Origin of the sequence: Fulvimonas soli (genome assembly GCF_003148905.1) — a bacterium.
GTDB classification, from domain to species: Bacteria; Pseudomonadota; Gammaproteobacteria; order Xanthomonadales; family Rhodanobacteraceae; genus Fulvimonas; species Fulvimonas soli.
In genome coordinates, this window is the sequence record NZ_QGHC01000002.1 from 187,667 (window position 1) to 204,890 (window position 17,224).

Annotated in this window: 11 protein-coding genes; 1 reads left to right on the top strand and 10 read right to left on the bottom strand. The window is 74.1% G+C overall.

Annotation, left to right across the window (positions count from 1 at the left end):
* Nucleotides 1–10: 10 nt before the first annotated feature.
* Nucleotides 11–1,129 (bottom strand): zinc-binding dehydrogenase, encoded by a 1,119-nt coding sequence (locus C7456_RS02980; RefSeq protein WP_109722277.1) that lies wholly within the window; start codon nt 1,127–1,129, stop codon nt 11–13.
* Nucleotides 1,126–1,935 (bottom strand): phytanoyl-CoA dioxygenase family protein, encoded by an 810-nt coding sequence (locus tag C7456_RS02985; protein WP_109722278.1) that lies wholly within the window; start codon nt 1,933–1,935, stop codon nt 1,126–1,128. The genes C7456_RS02980 and C7456_RS02985 overlap by 4 nt, the downstream gene beginning before the upstream one ends.
* Nucleotides 1,936–2,147: 212 nt before the next feature.
* On the opposite strand from C7456_RS02985, the gene C7456_RS17140 reads away from it, so the two are divergent.
* A complete protein-coding gene (locus C7456_RS17140) occupies nt 2,148–2,390 on the top strand; it encodes an NrsF family protein (protein WP_170120161.1) in 243 nt (80 codons plus the stop codon).
* A gap of 244 nt (nt 2,391–2,634) precedes the next feature.
* Here C7456_RS17140 and C7456_RS02995 read toward each other — a convergent pair whose 3' ends face one another.
* From C7456_RS02995 to C7456_RS03030, 8 genes are all read right to left on the bottom strand, one after another.
* The gene (locus tag C7456_RS02995) at nt 2,635–4,110 is read right to left on the bottom strand and encodes an MFS transporter (RefSeq protein ID WP_109722280.1); all 1,476 of its coding nucleotides are present in this window, start codon (nt 4,108–4,110) and stop codon (nt 2,635–2,637) included.
* A 199-nt stretch (nt 4,111–4,309) separates the two neighbouring features.
* Nucleotides 4,310–5,506: a CoA transferase gene (locus C7456_RS03000; protein ID WP_109722281.1), complete on the bottom strand. Its 1,197-nt coding sequence runs from the start codon at nt 5,504–5,506 to the stop codon at nt 4,310–4,312.
* 123 nt (nt 5,507–5,629) lie between these two features.
* Nucleotides 5,630–7,459, bottom strand: a complete 1,830-nt coding sequence (locus C7456_RS03005) for a glycoside hydrolase family 127 protein (RefSeq protein ID WP_109722282.1) — start codon at nt 7,457–7,459, stop codon at nt 5,630–5,632.
* Entirely contained in the window at nt 7,456–10,302 is a 2,847-nt protein-coding gene (locus C7456_RS03010) for a ThuA domain-containing protein (RefSeq protein ID WP_109722283.1), read from the bottom strand. Before C7456_RS03010 ends, C7456_RS03005 begins: the two co-directional genes overlap by 4 nt.
* The gene (locus tag C7456_RS03015; RefSeq protein WP_109722284.1) at nt 10,299–12,485 is read right to left on the bottom strand and encodes an SUMF1/EgtB/PvdO family nonheme iron enzyme; all 2,187 of its coding nucleotides are present in this window, start codon (nt 12,483–12,485) and stop codon (nt 10,299–10,301) included. The genes C7456_RS03010 and C7456_RS03015 overlap by 4 nt, the downstream gene beginning before the upstream one ends.
* A gap of 13 nt (nt 12,486–12,498) precedes the next feature.
* Nucleotides 12,499–13,446, bottom strand: a complete 948-nt coding sequence (locus tag C7456_RS03020) for a ribokinase (protein WP_109722285.1) — start codon at nt 13,444–13,446, stop codon at nt 12,499–12,501.
* Nucleotides 13,443–14,744, bottom strand: a complete 1,302-nt coding sequence (locus tag C7456_RS03025) for a serine hydrolase domain-containing protein (RefSeq protein ID WP_109722286.1) — start codon at nt 14,742–14,744, stop codon at nt 13,443–13,445. Before C7456_RS03025 ends, C7456_RS03020 begins: the two co-directional genes overlap by 4 nt.
* Nucleotides 14,745–14,810: 66 nt before the next feature.
* On the bottom strand, nt 14,811–17,081 hold the full coding sequence (locus C7456_RS03030; protein ID WP_109722287.1) for a TonB-dependent receptor: 2,271 nt from the start codon (nt 17,079–17,081) through the stop codon (nt 14,811–14,813).
* Between the last annotated feature and the right edge of the window lie 143 nt (nt 17,082–17,224).

Sequence of the window (17,224 nt, forward strand, 5' to 3'; positions counted from 1 at the left end):
GCGCGGCGGCTCATGCGATCTGCAGCACGCCCTTGGCGCTGCGCCCGGCCAGCATGTCGTCGAAGGCGCGCGCCAGCGCGTCCAGCGGATAGCGGTGGCTGATCAGCGAGGCCACTTCCAGCTCGCCGCGCGCGGCCCAGTCGAACAGGCGCGGGAAGTCGCGCGCGGGCACGCAGCCGCCGTACAGCGGGGCGAGGTAGCGCTTGTTCCAGAACAGCCGCGGCAGCTCCAGCGTGGCCGGGCCGTGCGCGCCGCTCACCTGCAGGGCGTTGCCGCCGTTGCGCGCCAGCGCGAGCGGCAGGAAGGCCAGCGCGGGCGCGCCGGTGGCCTCGAAGGCGTGGTCGGCGCCGCGTCCGCCGGTGAGCGCGCGCACCTCGGCGAGCAGCCGCGCGTGGCCGGCGTCGTCCTCGTGCGCCATCAGCGCGTGCGTCGCGCCCAGCGCGCGGGCGCGCTGCAGCCGCGCCGGCACGCGGTCGATGGCGATGATGGTGGCGGCGCCGGCCAGCCGCGCGCCCTGCACCACGTTCAGCCCCACGCCGCCGCAGCCGAGCACCGCCACGCTGTCGCCCGGCGCCACGGCGGCCACGTTCACCGCCGAGCCCACGCCGGTCATCACCGCGCAGCCGAGGATGCAGGCGACCTCCGGCGGCAGCCCCGCCGGCAGCGGCGTGACCGCCTCGGCGCGCACCACGGTGTAGCGCGCGAAGGTGCCGAGGTGGAAGGCGCGCTCCACCGGCCGGTCGCGCCAGCGGGTGGCGCCGGCGTGGGCACGGCTGGTGCCGAGCGCCGGCACGTCCAGCTCGTGGGTGCGCTCGCACAGCGCGTCGGCGCCGCGCGCGCACTGGAAGCAGTGGCCGCAGGGGATCGCCCAGTTGAGCAGCACCGGCTGGCCGGTCTCCAGTCCCCGCACGCCCGCGCCGACCGCCTCGACGTGGCCCGCGCCCTCGTGGCCCAGCACCAGCGGCCCCGGCCAGCGCAGCGAGGCGTGGTCGGTGTGGCACACGCCCGCCGCCGCGAGGACGACGCGCACCTCGCCGAGGCCGGGCGGATCGACCTCGACGGTGTCGAGCGCGAAGCCGCCCGCGCCGTCGGCGAGGATCGCGGGACCGCGGACGACGCCGGCGCTCATGCGCGCTCGAACAGCACCGGGTTCTTCGGCGTGTCGATCACCTCGCCGACGCGTGCGCCGGGGCACCAGCGCTCCCAGTCGGCCTGCTGCATGTGGTTGTCCGGCGCCTTCAGGCGCATGTCGCGGTCCATGTAGATCACCGTCATCACCGAGCGCGGCTTGGTGGAGCGGTTGGGGCCGGCGCGGTGGAAGGTCCAGCCCGAATGGAAACTCACCTCGCCCAGCGCGAACGGCTCGTCCACCACGCGGAAGCCGTGCGCCTGCATGTTCGCGGTGATCGCGCGCTCGCTCTCGTCGGAGATCTCCAGGTCGCGGCCGAACTCCACGTGCTGGCTGCCGGCGAAGAAGGCCAGCGGGCCCATGTCCTGGGGCACCGCCTGCAGCGGCACCCAGGCGGTGATGGTGCGGTCGCTCGTCACCGGCCAGTAGTACTGGTCCGCATGCGCGGGAGTGATGCCGCCGCCCGGCTCCTTGTACAGCGACTGGTCGTGGTACAGCCGCACGCCGTCCACCTCCATCAGCGCGGCGGCGAGGCCGGCGAGGCGCCTGCCGAACACGAACTCGCGCACCGTGTCGCTCTCCTCCCACAGGTTCATCACCTGCAGGAAGGCGCGGTCGTAGGTGCTGCGTTCCTCCAGCGGCTTGGTCTGCGTGTTCAGCGCGATGGTGAGGCGGGTGATCTCCTCGCCGTAGTGCGCCAGCTCGTCGGCGTCGAACACCTGCTTGAGCTTGATGAAACCGTCGCGGCGGTAGTCCGTGATCTGCCGTGCGCCGAGCGGATAGGGTCGGTCGAGGTCGATGGTCATCCCGGATTCCTGACGTGGCATGCAAGCCGCCTTTGCGCTATGCGGCTCGCCTGGCTTGCGCCATGGTAGGAATCGGGAGCGCCGCGGGCATCTGCGGCGCTTGTCCAATCGATGCCCGGAACTGTCGGATCCATGACTTGCAGAGGGCAAGGTGCCCGCGCGGAAAGTCGTTGGTCGTCTCGCGGCTCCGACATGCTCCCGGCAGCCGGCCTATGGAACTGCCGTTCGCAGCACCCTCGTTGGCCGTTTCTGCGTGGCTCGTCGCGCGGGCGTTGCCGACTTATCCCTCACTCACCGGCGCAACCTACGGTCTCGCAGCCGGTCTGATGACCGACGCGGGGATGCGGCTTTATTGCTGGATCGATCAGCCCCTGCATGTTTTCAGCAGCCATGGAGGAACCGTCTCGCTGGGCACGATCGGAGGAGCCGCGATGGCGGCGTTGATCGAGCGTTAGAAATATCGGCGCTTGAGAAAACAGGGCTCCGGGTCGGCGTTCGAGTAGATCGTCGGCGTCGGAGAGCGCGGGCGCCGGAAACCGGGCCAGAGCGCGCTTCCCGGCAGTTGTTCCTGGCCGAAACGGGCCTTCGCCGCCCGTCGGTCCCGTGACGCGGTGATCGCTTCCGGACGCGGAGCCATGACGCCGGGCCAATGGGCCGGTCGGGTTGCCGTGTGCGGCACCCGTAGCGGTCCGGCATCGGTCAGCCCATCGCCGGCGACTCTTCCAGCCGCACGCGCAGCGTGCACAGCCCCGCCGCGAACAGGCTGGCCCCGCCCAGCGCCAGCGCCCACACCGCCTGGCCGTGGAAGAACAGCCGCAGCAGCGCGCCCAGCACGCTGGCCGCCACCAGCTGCGGGATCACGATGAAGAAGTTGAAGATGCCCATGTACACGCCCATCTTCGCCGCCGGCAGGCTGTCCGACAGCATCGCGTAGGGCAGCGACAGGATCGATGCCCAGGCGAAGCCCACGCCGAGCATCGGCAGCAGCAGCCAGTGCGGGTCGCGGATCAGCAGGAACGACAGCAGCCCTGCGCCGCCCAGCCACAGGTTGGCCAGGTGGCTGGCCTGCAGGCCCCAGCGGCGCACCATCCACGGGATCGTGATCGCCGCCAGCGCGGCGAAGCCGTTGTAGGCGGCGAACAGCACGCCGACCCAGTTGGCGCCCTCGTTGTAGGCCGCCGAATGCGGGTCGGCGCTGCCGAAGTGCACCGCGGTCACCGCCGCGGTGGCGTAGATCCACAGCGCGAACAGCGCGAACCACGAGAACAGCTGCACCCAGGCCAGCCGGCGCATCGCCTCGGGCATCGCGTGCAGGTCGCCCAGCACCTGCGCCAGCAGGTTGCGCCGGCGCGTGCGCGCCAGCCACAGCAGCAGCGCGCCGTAGGCCAGCATGCCGACCGACAGCAGGTACAGCTCGCGCTGCAGGGCGAAGCGCCAGACCAGCGCCGTGCCCAGCGCGCCGGCCAGCGCCCAGGCGATGCCGTTGCGCGCCGCGCCCGCGGGCGACGGGCGGTCCCCGCCGGCGGGCGCCGGGTCGAACGCGAGCAGTTGCCCGGGCGGATACTCGCGCGTGCTCGCCACCGTCCACAGCACCGCGCCGAGCAGCGCCGCGCCGCCGGCGTAGAAGGCGTAGCGCACGGTGTCGGGGATGCCGCCGGGCGGCGCGGCGTTGGCCACGCCGCAGCGCGCCAGCAGCCAGGGCATGGCCGAGGCGACCACCGCGCCGAGCGCGATGAAGAAGCCCTGCACGGCGTAGCCCAGCGGCCGCTGCGCGGGCGGCAGCTGGTCGCCGACGAAGGCGCGGAACGGCTCCATCGAGACGTTGATCGAGGCGTCCATCAGCCACAGCAGCGCCGCCGCCGTCCACAGCGTCGCGGCGTTCGGCATCCACAGCAGCGACAGCGCGGCGAGCAGCGCGCCGGCGAGGAAGTACGGGCGGCGGCGCCCGAGCCGCGTCCAGGTGCGGTCGGACAGGTGGCCGACGACCGGCTGCACCAGCAGCCCGGTGACCGGCGCGGCCACCCACAGCACCGGGATCTGCTCCAGCGAGGCGCCCAGCGTCTGGAAGATGCGGCTGACCTCGGCCGTCTGCAGCGCGAAGCCGAACTGGATGCCGAAGAAGCCGAAGCACATGTTCCAGATCTGCCGGAACGACAGCGCGGGCCGCGCCTTCATGCCGCGCGCTCCGTGCCGGCGCGGAACGGTCGCCGGCGCGGCGTCACGCGGGGCATCCCAGGCAAGTGGCGGACGAAGTCATGCGATGCGCGGGGTTCGCGGCGAAGGGGCCCCAAGGGTAGGCAGCATCGCGGTGCAGCAACCAGCGGCCTGCATACGTATTCATCGCGGCCGCGCGACGGAGCGGAACGCGGGACGGCTAGTCGCCCGGGTCCTCGCCGGGATCGCGCCGCGGCGCCGCGGCGCGGCCGAGGATGGCCGCGGCGTCCTGGTCCAGCAGCGGCGCGGCGAACGCGGCCGGCCCCGGCGTGCGGCCGAACTTGATCGGGTGGGCGACGCCGCGGTAGCGGCCCACGGCGGGATGCTCGAAGCCCGCCACCATGCCCTCGGCGAGCACCTGCGGGTGGTCGAACATGTCCTCGATGCGCCGCGCCGCGGCGCACGGCACCTCGTCGCCGAACAGCGCCTCCCACTCCAGCGCGCTGCGCGCGGCCAGCGCGGCGTGCAGCTGCGGCACGATCTCGGCGTAGCGCTCGGCGCGCTTGCGCACGGTGTCGTAGCGCGGGTCGTCGTGCAGACGCTGCAGGCCGGTCTTCTCGCACAGCGCCTTCCAGAAGCGCGGCGTGTTGGCCGACAGGTACAGGTAGCCCTCGCGCGTGGGATGGATGCCGGTGACGCCGCCCGAGCGCATGTCGCGGCCGATGTCCAGCGCCTCGCCCTCGGCCCAGATCATCCGCGCCGACTGCATGGTCAGCGCGCTGCGCAGCAGCGACACGCCGACGAACTGGCCCAGCCCGCTGCGCTCGCGCTCGTACAGCGCCGAGGCCACCCCGGCGGCGAGCAGCGCCGCCGCGTAGTAGTCCACCACCGAGCCGTAGATGATCTCCGGCGGCCCGCCGCGCTTGCCCTGCAGCGCGCACATGCCGGTCATGGTCTGCAGCACCTGGTCGTAGCCGGCCTTGTCCTTCATCGGGCCCCGCTCGCCGTAGCCGGTGACCGCGCAGTAGATCAGCCGCGGGTTGAGCCGCGCCAGGCGCGGATGGTCGATGCCCAGCCGCGGCGGCACGCTCGGCCGGAAGTTGTGCACCAGCACGTCGGCCTCGCGCACCAGCCGCAGCAGCGCGGCGTGGTCCTCGGCGCGCTTCAGGTCCAGCACGACGCCGCGCTTGCTGCGGTTGACGCCGAGGAAGGCGCGGCTCTCGCTGGGCAGGGTCGAGGGGTACTGGCGCAGGTTGTCGCCGCCGGGCGGCTCGATCTTGATCACGTCGGCGCCCTGGTCGGCCAGCAGGGTGCAGCCGTAGGGGCCGGCGATGTAGGCGCTCAGGTCCAGCACGCGGATGCCGGCGAGCGGGCCCCGGCCGCGGGCGGCGTTCGAATCAGGCGGTGTGGTGTCCATGCGCTGCGCGTTTCCGGTGAGACCTGCCCCCGGCCGCCACTGTGCCGCAGCCCCCGGCCGGGAAACAGGCGCGGTTGATATGTTCTGGCGCCACAAATTCTTGTGTGAGGCTGCAGCGCCGCTTCACGGTGCCGGCGCCAGCGGCAGCCAGGTCAGCCGCCAGGCGCCGTCCGCGCGCCCGCCCGCGGCGAAGTAGGGCGCGAACAGCAGCGGCGCGCGGTAGCCCGGGTCGAGCGCGATGCGCGGCAGGCCGTCGGCCGCCGCCGGCCGCAGGGCCAGCCAGGCCTCCGGCGGCGCGTCGGGCAGGCGCAGCGTCTCCTCGGTCTTGAAGCCGTCGATCAGGCCGGTGGCGTAGACCAGCGGGCCGCAGGTCACCGCCGCGTACTCGAAACGCAGCACCTCCTGCCGCACCGGGCTGCCATCCGGCGCGCGCGACTCCTGCACGTTGCGGTTGACCGCGCGATGCAATCGCGGCCGCATCGGCAGGCGCAGCAGGATCGCCTCGCCGCCGCGCCACTCGCGCTCGATCGCGGCGAAGCCGCCCGGCTGCACCGGCACGCCGGCCGCGCGGCCGTCGACCGCGAGCGTGGCGCCGTCGGCCCAGGAAGGGATGCGCAGCCGCAGCCGGAAGCGCGCGGGGCGCTCCACCGCGACGCGCAGGCGCACGTCGTCCGGGAAGGGGTAGGCGGTCTCCTGCAGCAGCCGCACCTCGCCCGCGTCGTCCCGCGCGAAGCGCGCCTCGCCCGGCCCGTACAGCTGCACCGCGACGCCGTCGGCGTCCTGCGCGTAGGCGAGCGCGGGCAGCTCCTCCAGCGCCATCGCGCCGCTGGACTTGCAGCAGCGCCAGTAGGTGGTGTGCACGCGCCGGCCGTTGGGGAACACGTAGTAGCACCAGTCCTCGCCGTCGGGCGCCTGCGCGCCGAGCAGGTCGTTGTAGGCCGCGCGCTCGATCTCCTCGGCGTAGCGCGCCGCGCCGGTGATCGCGAGCAGCTCGCGGTTGAGCTGGAGCCAGGCCAGCGTCGAGCAGGTCTCCACGTAGCCGTAGGGGCTGAACACGCCGGGCGGGTTGAACACCTCGCGCGAGCGCAGCGCCACGCCGCCCCACGGCCCGCCGCCGAGGGTGAGGTGGTGCTCGCGGATGCTGCGCCACAGCGACTCGACCGCGCGCAGCAGCTCGGGCTCGCCGGTGGCGCGGTGCAGCTTGGCCAGGCCGACCAGGTTCCAGGCCAGCTGGTAGGCCTTGCCGGTGGCGATCTCCGCCGCGTCCGCGCCGGCCAGCGCGCGACTCAGCAGGGCCAGCTGCGGGCAGCCGTCGGCCTGGCGCAGCACGGTGCGCGCCAGCTCCAGGTAGCGCGGCTCGCCGGTGGCGAAGTACAGCTCCACCGCCGGGTCCAGCAGCACGCTGGCGGACAGCCCGAAGTGGTTGCCCAGCTCGGTGATGTCGATGCCGCCGGCGGTGAGCGTGCGCAGGCACAGGTCGCCGATGCGGCATGCGGCCTCCAGGTGCGCCGCGCCGCCGAAGTGGCGGTGCACCTCCAGCAGGCCGAGGATCAGGTAGGCGTGGGTCCACACGTCCCAGGTGCGCACGGCGGGCGCGCCGTCCCAGCTGACCGGCTTGGGCGGCTGCGGGCGCATGAAGCGGCGCTCCGGCGCGTAGGTGCCGAGGTAGCCGTCGGCCTCCTGCACCGAGACCAGGTAGCCGGCCACGCGCAGCACGCGCGCACGCAGCGCCGCGTCGCCGCTGCGCGCGGCGGCCCGGGCGGCGGCGACCAGCCACTTGCCGGCGTGCTCGCCGTACCAGTCGCCCTCGCGGTTCTCGCGCCGCCGCGCGGGCGCGAACAGCGCGATGGCGGGGCTGTGCTCGTCGACGATGAAGTGCGACAGGCGGCCGCGCCGGTTGGCTTCCAGCGCGTCGCCGAGCAGGCCGCGCAGGGTCGTGGTGGGCGGGGTCATTCGGTCTTCCCGGTGAGGTAGCGGGCGAGGGCGTCGATGTCCTGCGCGCCGAGGCCGGCGGCCTGCGCGCGCATCGCGCCTTGGGTCAGCGCCTGCACGATCTGTGCGTGCGTGCGCCGCGCGAGCAGCGCGCGCGGCGGCACGTTGCCCTGCGGCTGGTCGTGGCAGGCGGCGCAGCGCCGGGCGAACAGCGTGGCGCCGTCGAGGCCGCTGGACACGGCGGCCGGTGCGGGTGCCGCCGCCGGCGCGGCCGCCGGCACGTGCACGGCATGGACCGCGCCCAGGCCGAAGGCCTGCAGGCGGTCGGTGCCCACCAGCACCAGGCCGCGCGCGACCACCGGCTCGGCGTACTTGCCGCCGGTGGACAGCTCGCCCGGCGCGCTGCGCCAGAGCAGGCGCAGGCTGTCCGCGTCGAAGGCGTACAGCACCGGCGCCGGCGCGCCGGCGCCGGCCAGCGGCGCCGAGCGCGGCGCGTTCTCGTCCAGCACCCAGACGACGGCGTCGCGCGCGCCGCGGCTGCTCACCACCGGCGAGCCGGGATTGCCGAACACCACCGACGGCTGCCGCCGGTCCACCGCCAGCCAGGCGGGTCGGCCGGGCGCGGCCACCACGCGCAACCGCACCAGCGACGGCGGCACCGCGCGCGTGGAGCCCTTGCCCGCGCGGGTGTTGCCGGTCAGGTACACGTAGAGCGTGCCGTCGCCGCCGCGGAACGCGGCCGGCACCGAGCGGCCGCGGGCCGCGTCCAGCGCCGCGTCGTCGTCCGAGTACGGGCCGAACACGTTGAGCGGGCCGCGCCCGGCGAACTGGGGCTGGCGCTGCGGCGGCAGCAGCGAGCCGTCCGCGGCGGCATCGGCGCCGCACGGCGGGCGGCGGTCGAGCCGCCCGGGCAGGCGGTCGCGGTCGAGCAGGTAGGCGTTGCCCTGCTTGCCGCCCAGCGCCAGCAGGCGCGGCGTGGCGGTGGCGGCGGGATCGAGCACGGGCAGCAGCGCCACGCCGCCGGAGCCCAGGTCGATGTCCATCTTCGCCGTCGCGCAATAGTTGAAGGGCGTGTAGGTGCCGGCCAGGCGCAGCCCCTCGCCGGCGCGGTCGGACAGCTTCAGCACCGACTGCGTCCAGTCGTGCGGCTGCTCGCGGTAGCCGTCGAAGCCGCTGCCGGTGGCGACGTAGACGCTGCCGTCGGCGTCCACCGCCGGGCCGCCCGCGCCCCAGATGCCGCCGCTGCCCCGGTGCGGCATCGCCACCGCGGCGAAGGCGCTGTCGACCCGCGCGTGCACGGTGTCCACCGCGGCCAGCCAGCCGGTCTCGGTCTCGCCGAAGGTGACGTACAGCCGCGTGCCGTCCGGGCTCAGGTTGAGCGCGCCGCGCTGCACGCGGAAGTCGAAGCGCCGCGTGGGCGGCACCGGGTGCGGGCCGGCGTTGCGGTTGACCGCGTTCAGCCGCGGCTCGTCCAGCCGCACCGGCCAGCCGGGCAGCACGGCGCCGCTGCCCAGGTCCAGCGCGTAGGCCTGCCAGCGGCTGCGCGGGTCGCAGTGGGTCACGTAGAGGCGGCCGCGCGCCACGTCGGCGACCGGCGTGCCCAGGATGCCGGTGGGCACGCCGTCCAGCGGCGCCGGCTGCAGGTGGCACGGCGCGGCCAGGCGCGTGCGCCAGAGGATGCGCCCGGGCGCCACGTCGCCGGCCCTGGCCGTGTTGATCGCGTAGACGTAGCCGTTGCTGCTGGCCACGATCGCCGCCGCGAAACGCTCGCCGCGGTGCTCGCCGGCGCTGACCGCCAGGCGCTCCAGGTACAGCGGCGAGGCGTACAGCCGCGGCGGCTGGCCATCGGCGGCGTCCAGGGGCGGCGATTCCCACAGCAGGCCGAACGCGGGGCCGGCCACGCGCGCCGGCGCGAGCGCGGTCTCCGCGGCGTTCCAGCCGCTGCGCTGCGCGTCGTGGTGGAACGTGGGCACGTCCAGGCGCGGGCCCTCCGGCGCGGCCGGTGCGGCGGCGGCCTCCTCGCGCACGGCGATGCGCGCGGCCGCGCCGGGCGCACCGGCGATCGCGGCGCCCGCGCGCGGCACCTCGATGCCGGCGCTCCACAGGATCGCGTTGAGCAGCAGCCGGCGCAGCATCGGCTGGTCCAGCGCCACCAGGTAGTGGCCGCCGCTGTAGCCGAAGGCGCGGCCGCCGCCGGGACGCTCGAAGGCCCAGGCGACCGGCACGTCCTCGGGCCGGTCCTCGACCACCGCGCGGCCGGCGCGGTACTGCGCGTGCAGCGTGGCTTCGAGCAGCGGCACCGCGCCCGGGGCGTAGCGGAAGGTGGGATAGAACTCGTCGCGGTAGGCGAACGCCCGCACGCCGCGCAGCACCGGATGCGCCGCCACGGGGCGCAGCGTCGCGGTCTCGGTGGTGCGGTCGTACAGGCCGTGGCGCGCCGCGCCCAGCCAGCGCGACAGGCCGATCGCGGCGTCGCCGGCGGGCACGGTGGAGGCCTGGTGCAGCGCCACCAGCCCCACGCCGCGGCGCATCAACGCCTCGAACGCGCGCCGCCGGGCGGGGTCCAGCAGCGGGTGCCGCGCGTCGCCGTCCAGATACAGCACCACCGTATCCGCGCCGTCGAAGGCGTGCGGATCGGACGGCCAGCCGTCCGGATGGCTTTCCACCCGCAGGCCGCGCGCCTGCGGCAGCGCGGCGAGGAAGCCGGCGAGCAGGCGCACGCCGTCGCCGTAGTCGTGGCGCGCCGGACCCTCGTGGCCGACGCCGCCGACCAGCACGATCTTCTTGGTCAGCGCGTGACCGACCCCGGCGACGGCCCAGGCCAGCGCCGCCAGCAGCAGGCAGGTCGGCCGCGCAAGCCTCATCCGGCATCCACGACGCAGCGGAAGCCGATGCAGCCGGAGCGGTCCTTGCACGGCGCCATCAGCAGGTACTTGCCGTGCTGGTCGAGCCGGTAGGCCTGCGGGAAGTACCAGTGCGAGGTGCGCGGGCGGTAGCGGCTGCCGCCGCGCAGGATCGCCGCGCGGGTGTGCGCGTCCTCGTACTCGTCGGTCCACTGCCACACGTTGCCGACCAGGTCGAGCACGCCGAACGGGCTGGCGCCGTCGGGATGCGCGTCCACGTCGTCCGGCGCGCGCAGCGTGCGGCCGCGGTGCGCGGCGGGCACGCGGGCGTCGTCCCAGGCGTCGCCCCACGGATAGAGACGGCCGTCGCCGCCCTGCGCGGCGTACTGCCATTCCCATTCGTGCGGCAGGCGCTTGCCGGCCCAGGCGGCGTAGGCGCGCGCGTCCTCCAGCGCCACCCAGGTCACCGGCTTGCGCTCCCAGCCGGGCGGCGGCACGCCGTCGATCCAGTGGCGCAGGAAGTTGTGCGCGTCGCGCGGGCGCCAGCCGCTGTCGCGCAGGAAGGCGTGGAACGCCTCGTTGGTCACCGGCGTGCGGTCGATGTGGAAGGCGTCGATGCGCATGCGCCGGCGATGGTGGCGGCGCGGGACGTCTTCCCACGGGTACTGCACGTCGTTGCCGGCCCAGGTCTGCCCCTCGATTTCCACACCGCCCACCGCGAAGTCGAACTCGCCGGCGGGGATCGCCAGCATGCCCGGCGGCGGCGCGGCCGCGGGCGCGGTGCGCGCGATCGGCCGCAGCCGCTGCGGCAGCGCGCGCCACTGGTTCGCGTAGGCGTGCAGCGGCGTGGCCGCCCGCGCGCGCATGCGTTCGAGGAAGGCGTCCAGGCCGTCCGGCGCGGCGCCCGGCGCCAGCGCCAGCACCGCGCCGAAGCCGCGGCCCTCCAGCGGGAAGTCGAGCACCGCGCGGCCGCCGTCCAGCCGCGGCGCCAGCGCCGTGCCGTGCCAGACGTCGTAGTAGCGCGCGCCTTCGCGGTGCGGCACGGCGAGCTGCTCGCCCTCCACCGCGTACTCGTTGCGGTTGACCACCGTCCACAGCGTGTACGCCGGCAGCGGGAAGCGGCTGGCGAACACGCCGGCCTGCAGGGTGCGCTCGTATGGGCGCCAGTCCATGCTCACCAGCGCCGGCGCGAACTGCCGCTCGATCGCGGCGATCCGGCGCAGCGCCTCGGCGTCGCGCGGCACGAGCTGGTTCCACAGGCCCCAGACGTTCTCCCAGGCGTTGTAGCCGATGCCGTTGAAGAAGACGTACTGCAGGTCGTGGGTGCGGTCGCGGCCCCAGCGGTTCTCGTAGTTGATCATGTGGCGCGGTTCCAGCCACTTGAACTTGGCCACCGGCGGGACGACCTCGTTGGGCGCCTTCTTGCCCCAGCTCTGCACGTTCCAGATCAGCTGCTCCTCGGCGCTGATGGTGGACTCCGGCTGCAATACCACCGGATGGCCGAGCGCGTCGCAGGCGTCGAAGAAGGCGCGCGGCACGCCGTTGTAGGTGTCGCCGTTGATGCCGTCGGCGCCCACCGCGGCGACCAGCTCGGCGATCGCCTGCCAGTCGCGCTTGCCGGCCGGCCGCGTGCCGTTGTCCCACGGCATGGTGGGCAGGAACACGCGCACGCCGCGGCGGTGGAAGTCCTCGACCGCGCCGCGCAGGCCGTCGAGGCCGCCGGGCAGGTCGCGCGCCAGGTCGAACTGGTTGCGGTCGTCGATGCCGATGTTGGGGTAGACGTACCAGATCAGCACGCTGTCGATGCCGCCGTAGCGCGCCTCCAGGTCGTCCAGGTAGCGGTCCACCGTGTAGCGGCCGGCGACCGGGTCGTAGAAGTAGCGCTCCTCCGCCATCATCTGCGCGTGCACGAAGTTGCGCTGCGCCCACGCGAGCTCGGGGCGGCGGTAGTTGGCGTCGTCGTAGCCGATGCGGATCAGGTGCTCGCGCCGCCAGTCGGTCAGCTCGGCGATCCAGTCGTCGACGCTGCCGTCCACGTCGATCTTCCAGTGGCCGATCTCGGCGAACGGCCAGCCCGGCGCCTTGCCGGGCGTGGGCAGGTAGCGGCCGGTGGTGACGTGGGAGAACTTGTACTCGGTCTTCACCGCGGGCGGCGGCGCCTCGTCGGCAGGGTCCTCGCGCGGCGGTTCGGGGGCGATGGTCATGGCGTGCTTCGGGTCAGGGGAAGTCGAGGCCGCAGTAGGCGGCGAGCGCGGCGTGCGCGGCGGCGGCGGGCGCGGGCGCGGCGGCGAGCAGCCGCTCGACCTCCGCCTGCGCCGGCACGCCGGCCTGCGCGCCCAGCCGCGTGCAGGCTAGCGCAGATGCGGCGGCGGCGCGGCGCAGCCCCTGCGCGAACGGCAGGCCGCGGGCGAGCGCGGCCACCAGCGTGCCGCAGAAGGTGTCGCCCGCGCCGGTGGTGTCCACCGCGCGCACCGCGAAGGCCGGTTGCAGCAGCCACTCGCCGTCCACGCGCGCGCAGCAGCCGCGCGCGCCCAGCGTCACCACCAGCGCCGGCGCGTCCAGCATGGCCATGCCGGCGGCCACGCCCTCCACCCCGCTCAGCACGGCCAGCTCGCCCTGGTTGACCAGCAGCAGGTCGCAGTCGGCCAGCAGGCGCGGCGGCAGCGCCCGCGCGGGCGCGGCGTTGAGCGCCACCGCGACGCCGGCGGCGCGCGCCGCGCGCGCCCAGGCGGCCACGCTGTCCAGCGGCACCTCCAGCTGCATCAGCAGGTGGCTCGCGCCGTCCAGCGGCGGCAGGTGCTCCGGCCGCAGCAGCGCGTTGGCGCCGGGCGCCACGGTGATCGCGTTCTCGGCGTCGTCGGCGAGGCAGACGAAGGCCGCGCCGGTGGGTTGTTCGCGCACCCGTACCGCTTCCAGCGCCACGCCGGCCGCGCGCAGCGAGGCCTCGACCGGCGCGGCGTGGGCGTCCTCGCCCAGTGCCAGCAGCATGCGCGTGGCCGCGCCGCCCGCGCGCGCGCAGGCCACCGCCTGGTTGGCGCCCTTGCCGCCGGGAAAGGTGGCGAAGCCGTGGCCGAGCACGGTCTCGCCCAGCGCCGGCACGTGCGGCGCGCGCACCACGAAATCGAGGTTGGCCGAGCCGGCCACCAGCACGCCGCCCGCGCTCATGGCAGCGCCTGGTAGACCAGGTCGTAGAAGCGGTGCGCCAGCCGCGGCAGGTCCTTGCCGCCGTCCTCGCGCGGCAGGTGCTGCAGCAGCAGGATGGCGAGCAGCCGCTCCTTCGGGTCGATGCTGTAGTAGGTGGACGCCGCGCCGGACCAGCCGAACTGGCCGGGCGAGCCGAGCTGGCCGCGCAGCGCGGGGTCGAGCACCACGTAGCCGCCCAGGCCGAAGCCCTCGCCGGCGCTGAACTGGTCCACCGGCGGGTCGAGCATGCCCAGGTGGTTGCTCAGCATCGACTCCACCGTCTTGCGCCCCAGCAGGCGCCGGCCGTCGAGCGCGCCGCCGTCCAGCAGCATCTGCGCGAAGCGCGCGTAGTCGGGCGCGGTGGAATACAAGCCGCCCGCGCCGCTGGCGTAGGCGTTGAGCGGCGCGCCGGGATGCCGCGCGCTGGCGGTGTCGGCCAGGCGCAGCCGGCCGTCGGCGCCCATCGTGGTGAGATCGGCGACGCGGCCGCGCTGCGCGGCGGGCACGGCGAAGCCGGTGTCGCGCATGCGCAGCGGCGCGAAGATGCGCCGCTGGAGGAAATCGGCGAAGGATTGCCCCGAGGCCACCTCCACCACCCGCGCCAGCAGCTCCAGCGAGGCGCCGTCGTAGCCGAAGCGGGTGCCCGGGTCGGCGGCCAGCGGCACCCGGCTCATGCGCTCGGCGAAGCCGCGCAGGTCGGCCGCGCCGTGCGGGTCGATGCGCTCCATCACCTGCACCGCCGTTTCGTCGCCGGGCAGCCCGGCCGGGTAGCCGGCGGTGTGGGTGAGCAGCGCGTGCAGCGTGAGCGGCCGGCGCGCGGGGCGCAGCCGCGGCGCGTCCGCGCTGCCGCCGGCGAGCACCTGCGGCGCGTCGAAGCCGGGCAGGTAGCGCGACAGCGGATCGTCCAGCGCGAGCTTGCCCTCCTCCACCAGCATCATCACCGCGACCGTGGTCACCGTCTTGGTCATCGAGTAGATGCGGAAGATGTCGTCGCGGCGCATCGGCGTGCGGCGGGCGAGGTCGCGGTAGCCGTAGGCTTGCCAGTCGACGACGCGGCCGTCGCGCATCAGCAGCGACACGGCGCCGAGGTAGCCGTCCGCGGCGGTGGCGCGGCGCAGCCAGTCGTGCAGCCGCGCCAGCCGCGCGGGCGCGAAGCCCGGCATCGCCGCGGCGGGAGCCGGCGGCGCGCTGGACGCCGGCGCGCCCGGCGTGGCGGCGAGCAGCGCGGCCGCCAGCGCGGCCGCCCACGTCCTGCGCCTGCTTGTGCGTCGTGCGTCCAACGTCGATGCGTCCCAAAAAAAAGTGGCGGCGCGACCCTCGCGGGCCGCGCCGGTGCCCTGCGGGGCTCAGAACGTGATGGTGTAGGTCAGCGAGGTCACCCGGCCGCGGCCGGCCCAGTAGTTCTGGTAGCCGGCCAGCTGCGACCAGCTCAGGATGTACTGCTTGTCGAACAGGTTCTCCACGCCCAGCGACAGCTTGCCGTCGCGGCCCAGGTCGTAGTTCACGCCCAGGTCGAACAGCGTGTAGCCGTGGGTCTTTTCCTCGTAGCTGAAGGTGGCGCCGTCGTAGGCGCGCGTGTCGTGGCCGGAGACGTGGCGGCCGGCCAGGGTGGTCGCGCCCAGGGTGGCGTCGGCGTTGGGCAGGAAGTTCCAGGTCACCGCCCAGGCGAACTTGTCCGGGTTGATGTCCAGCACGCCCAGCGGCTTGTTGAGCCCGCCCGCGCCGTAGCGGCCGGCCGGGTCGGCGGACCAGAACGCGGTCTTGCCGGTGATGTGCGAGTACAGCGCGGTGGCCTTCCACGCCTCGCTGATGCGCCACTCGCCGGTCAGCTCGGTGCCCTCGATGCGTACCGGCGCGCGCGACAGGATGAAGTCGCTGGTGTGCGGGTCCACCGCCAGCGAGGCGCCGAACGGCGACTTGGAGATGTAGTGGGTGGCGCCGAAGGCGGCGTTGTCGCCGTGCCAGTTGAAGCCGAACTCGTCGTTCTTGAAGATGATCGGCTCCAGGTCGCGGATGCGCGACACCGACTGCCCCGGCACGTTGATGTTGCGCAGCGGGATGCCGATGTTGGGCAGGGTGAAGCCCTCGCTGTAGGAGCCGTACACCGACCACTCGCTGCCGATGCGCCAGATCACGCCGGCGTTCTTCAGGTTCTCCTTGTACTTGAGCGAGCCGCCCTGCACGAACACGCGGTTGTTGTAGTAGGTGGTGGTGTAGCTGTTGACGGTGAGCTTGTCGTCCTCGCGGCGGTAGCCGGCGCTCAGCGTGAGCGGGCCGACGTCCCAGGACAGCTGGGCATACGGCGCGGTGCTCTTGTACTTCATCGGCGGCACCCACAGGCGGTCGGTCAGCGCCAGCCGCTGCTGCGCCTCGTCGCGGACGAAGTCCACGCCGGTGTGCAGCTCCAGCCCCTCGACGAACAGGTCCGGCCGCGTCCACGAGGTGCGCAGGCCCTTCTTGTGCGCGTCGATCTCGGACTGGTCGTACAGCGTGCCGAGCGGGGCGATCAGCGGGTCCTGCTTGTCCTCGGTGTTCTCCGGCAGGTAGCGCATCGCCTGGTCGGCCTTGTAGGCGTTGAGGTCCAGCGAGCCGCCGAGGAAGCGGTCGTGGGTGTACTGCACGTTGTACTGCTTGAAGTCGTTGAAGGCGTCCTTGGAGCCGAAGATGTGGCCCTTCTCCGAGGTGTTGGTGCGCGGCACGGCGCACGGCGGGTCGTCGGTGGGGCCGCGGCAGCCGAGCACCTGGACGTAGTCGCCCTTGCCCTCGATCTTGAAGCGGCTGTAGCTGGCCTGCAGGCGCTGGTCGTTGTCCTGGCCGAAGTTGAAGCCGCCCTTGAGGAACAGGTTCTTCGAGGTGGAGTCGGCCAGCGAGCCGCTGGTGTTGAGGCCGATGCGGCGGCCGTTGCCGTCGTAGGTGATGCCGCGGTCGATGTACGAGCCGGCCACCAGCAGGTCGTAGTTCTCCTGCTTGCGCGCGAAGGTCATCCCCACCTTCCAGCCGCCGCTGTCGCGCGGCCCCTGGGTCTGGTAGCGCGTGGTCAGCGTGGTCTCGTTGCCCATCTTGGTGGGCACCTTGGAGATGTAGTTGATGATGCCGCCGGCGGCGCCGATGCCCTCGGAGGCGGACGGGCCGTTGATCACCTCGACGCGGCCGACGATGCCCATGTCGGTGAAGGTGCCGTTGCGGGTGCCCTCGCGCAGCGGCGAGCCCTGCGGCACGCCGTCGAACAGGCGCAGCGGGATGCGCCCGCGCAGCGTCTCGCCGGTGTTGCTCATCGCCTGCGAGGACTCGGCGTAGCCGGGCACCGAGCGCGCCAGCACCGCGGTGGCGTCCTCGGTGACCAGCAGGGTGTGCTGGATCTCCTCCTTGGACACCACGGTGATCGCGCCGGGGATCTCGTCGATCGCCTTGGGGCTGCGCGTGCCGGTGACGATCACCTGGCCGAGCTCCACCGGCGTCTTCTCCTTCTTCCTGGCGTCCTTCGCGTCCTGGGTGTCCTTCGTGCCGGCGTCCTGCGCGGCGCCGTCCTGCGGCCCGGTCGCGCCACCGCGCGCGTGCGCGCCGAAGGCGGAGGCCAACAGGATGCTGCCGATCGCTGCGGTGAGTGGCTTGATCATGGGCGGTTCTCTTGGTGTGCGGGTGGCGGCGGGCCGGCGCGCGAGGCGGGCCCGTGGCATGGCGTGCGGTGCGTCAGGAGCGGCGTGCTGCTTCGGCCTGGGCGACGCCCTCCCCCGGCGTCACTACTCGCGCTGTGCTCGAA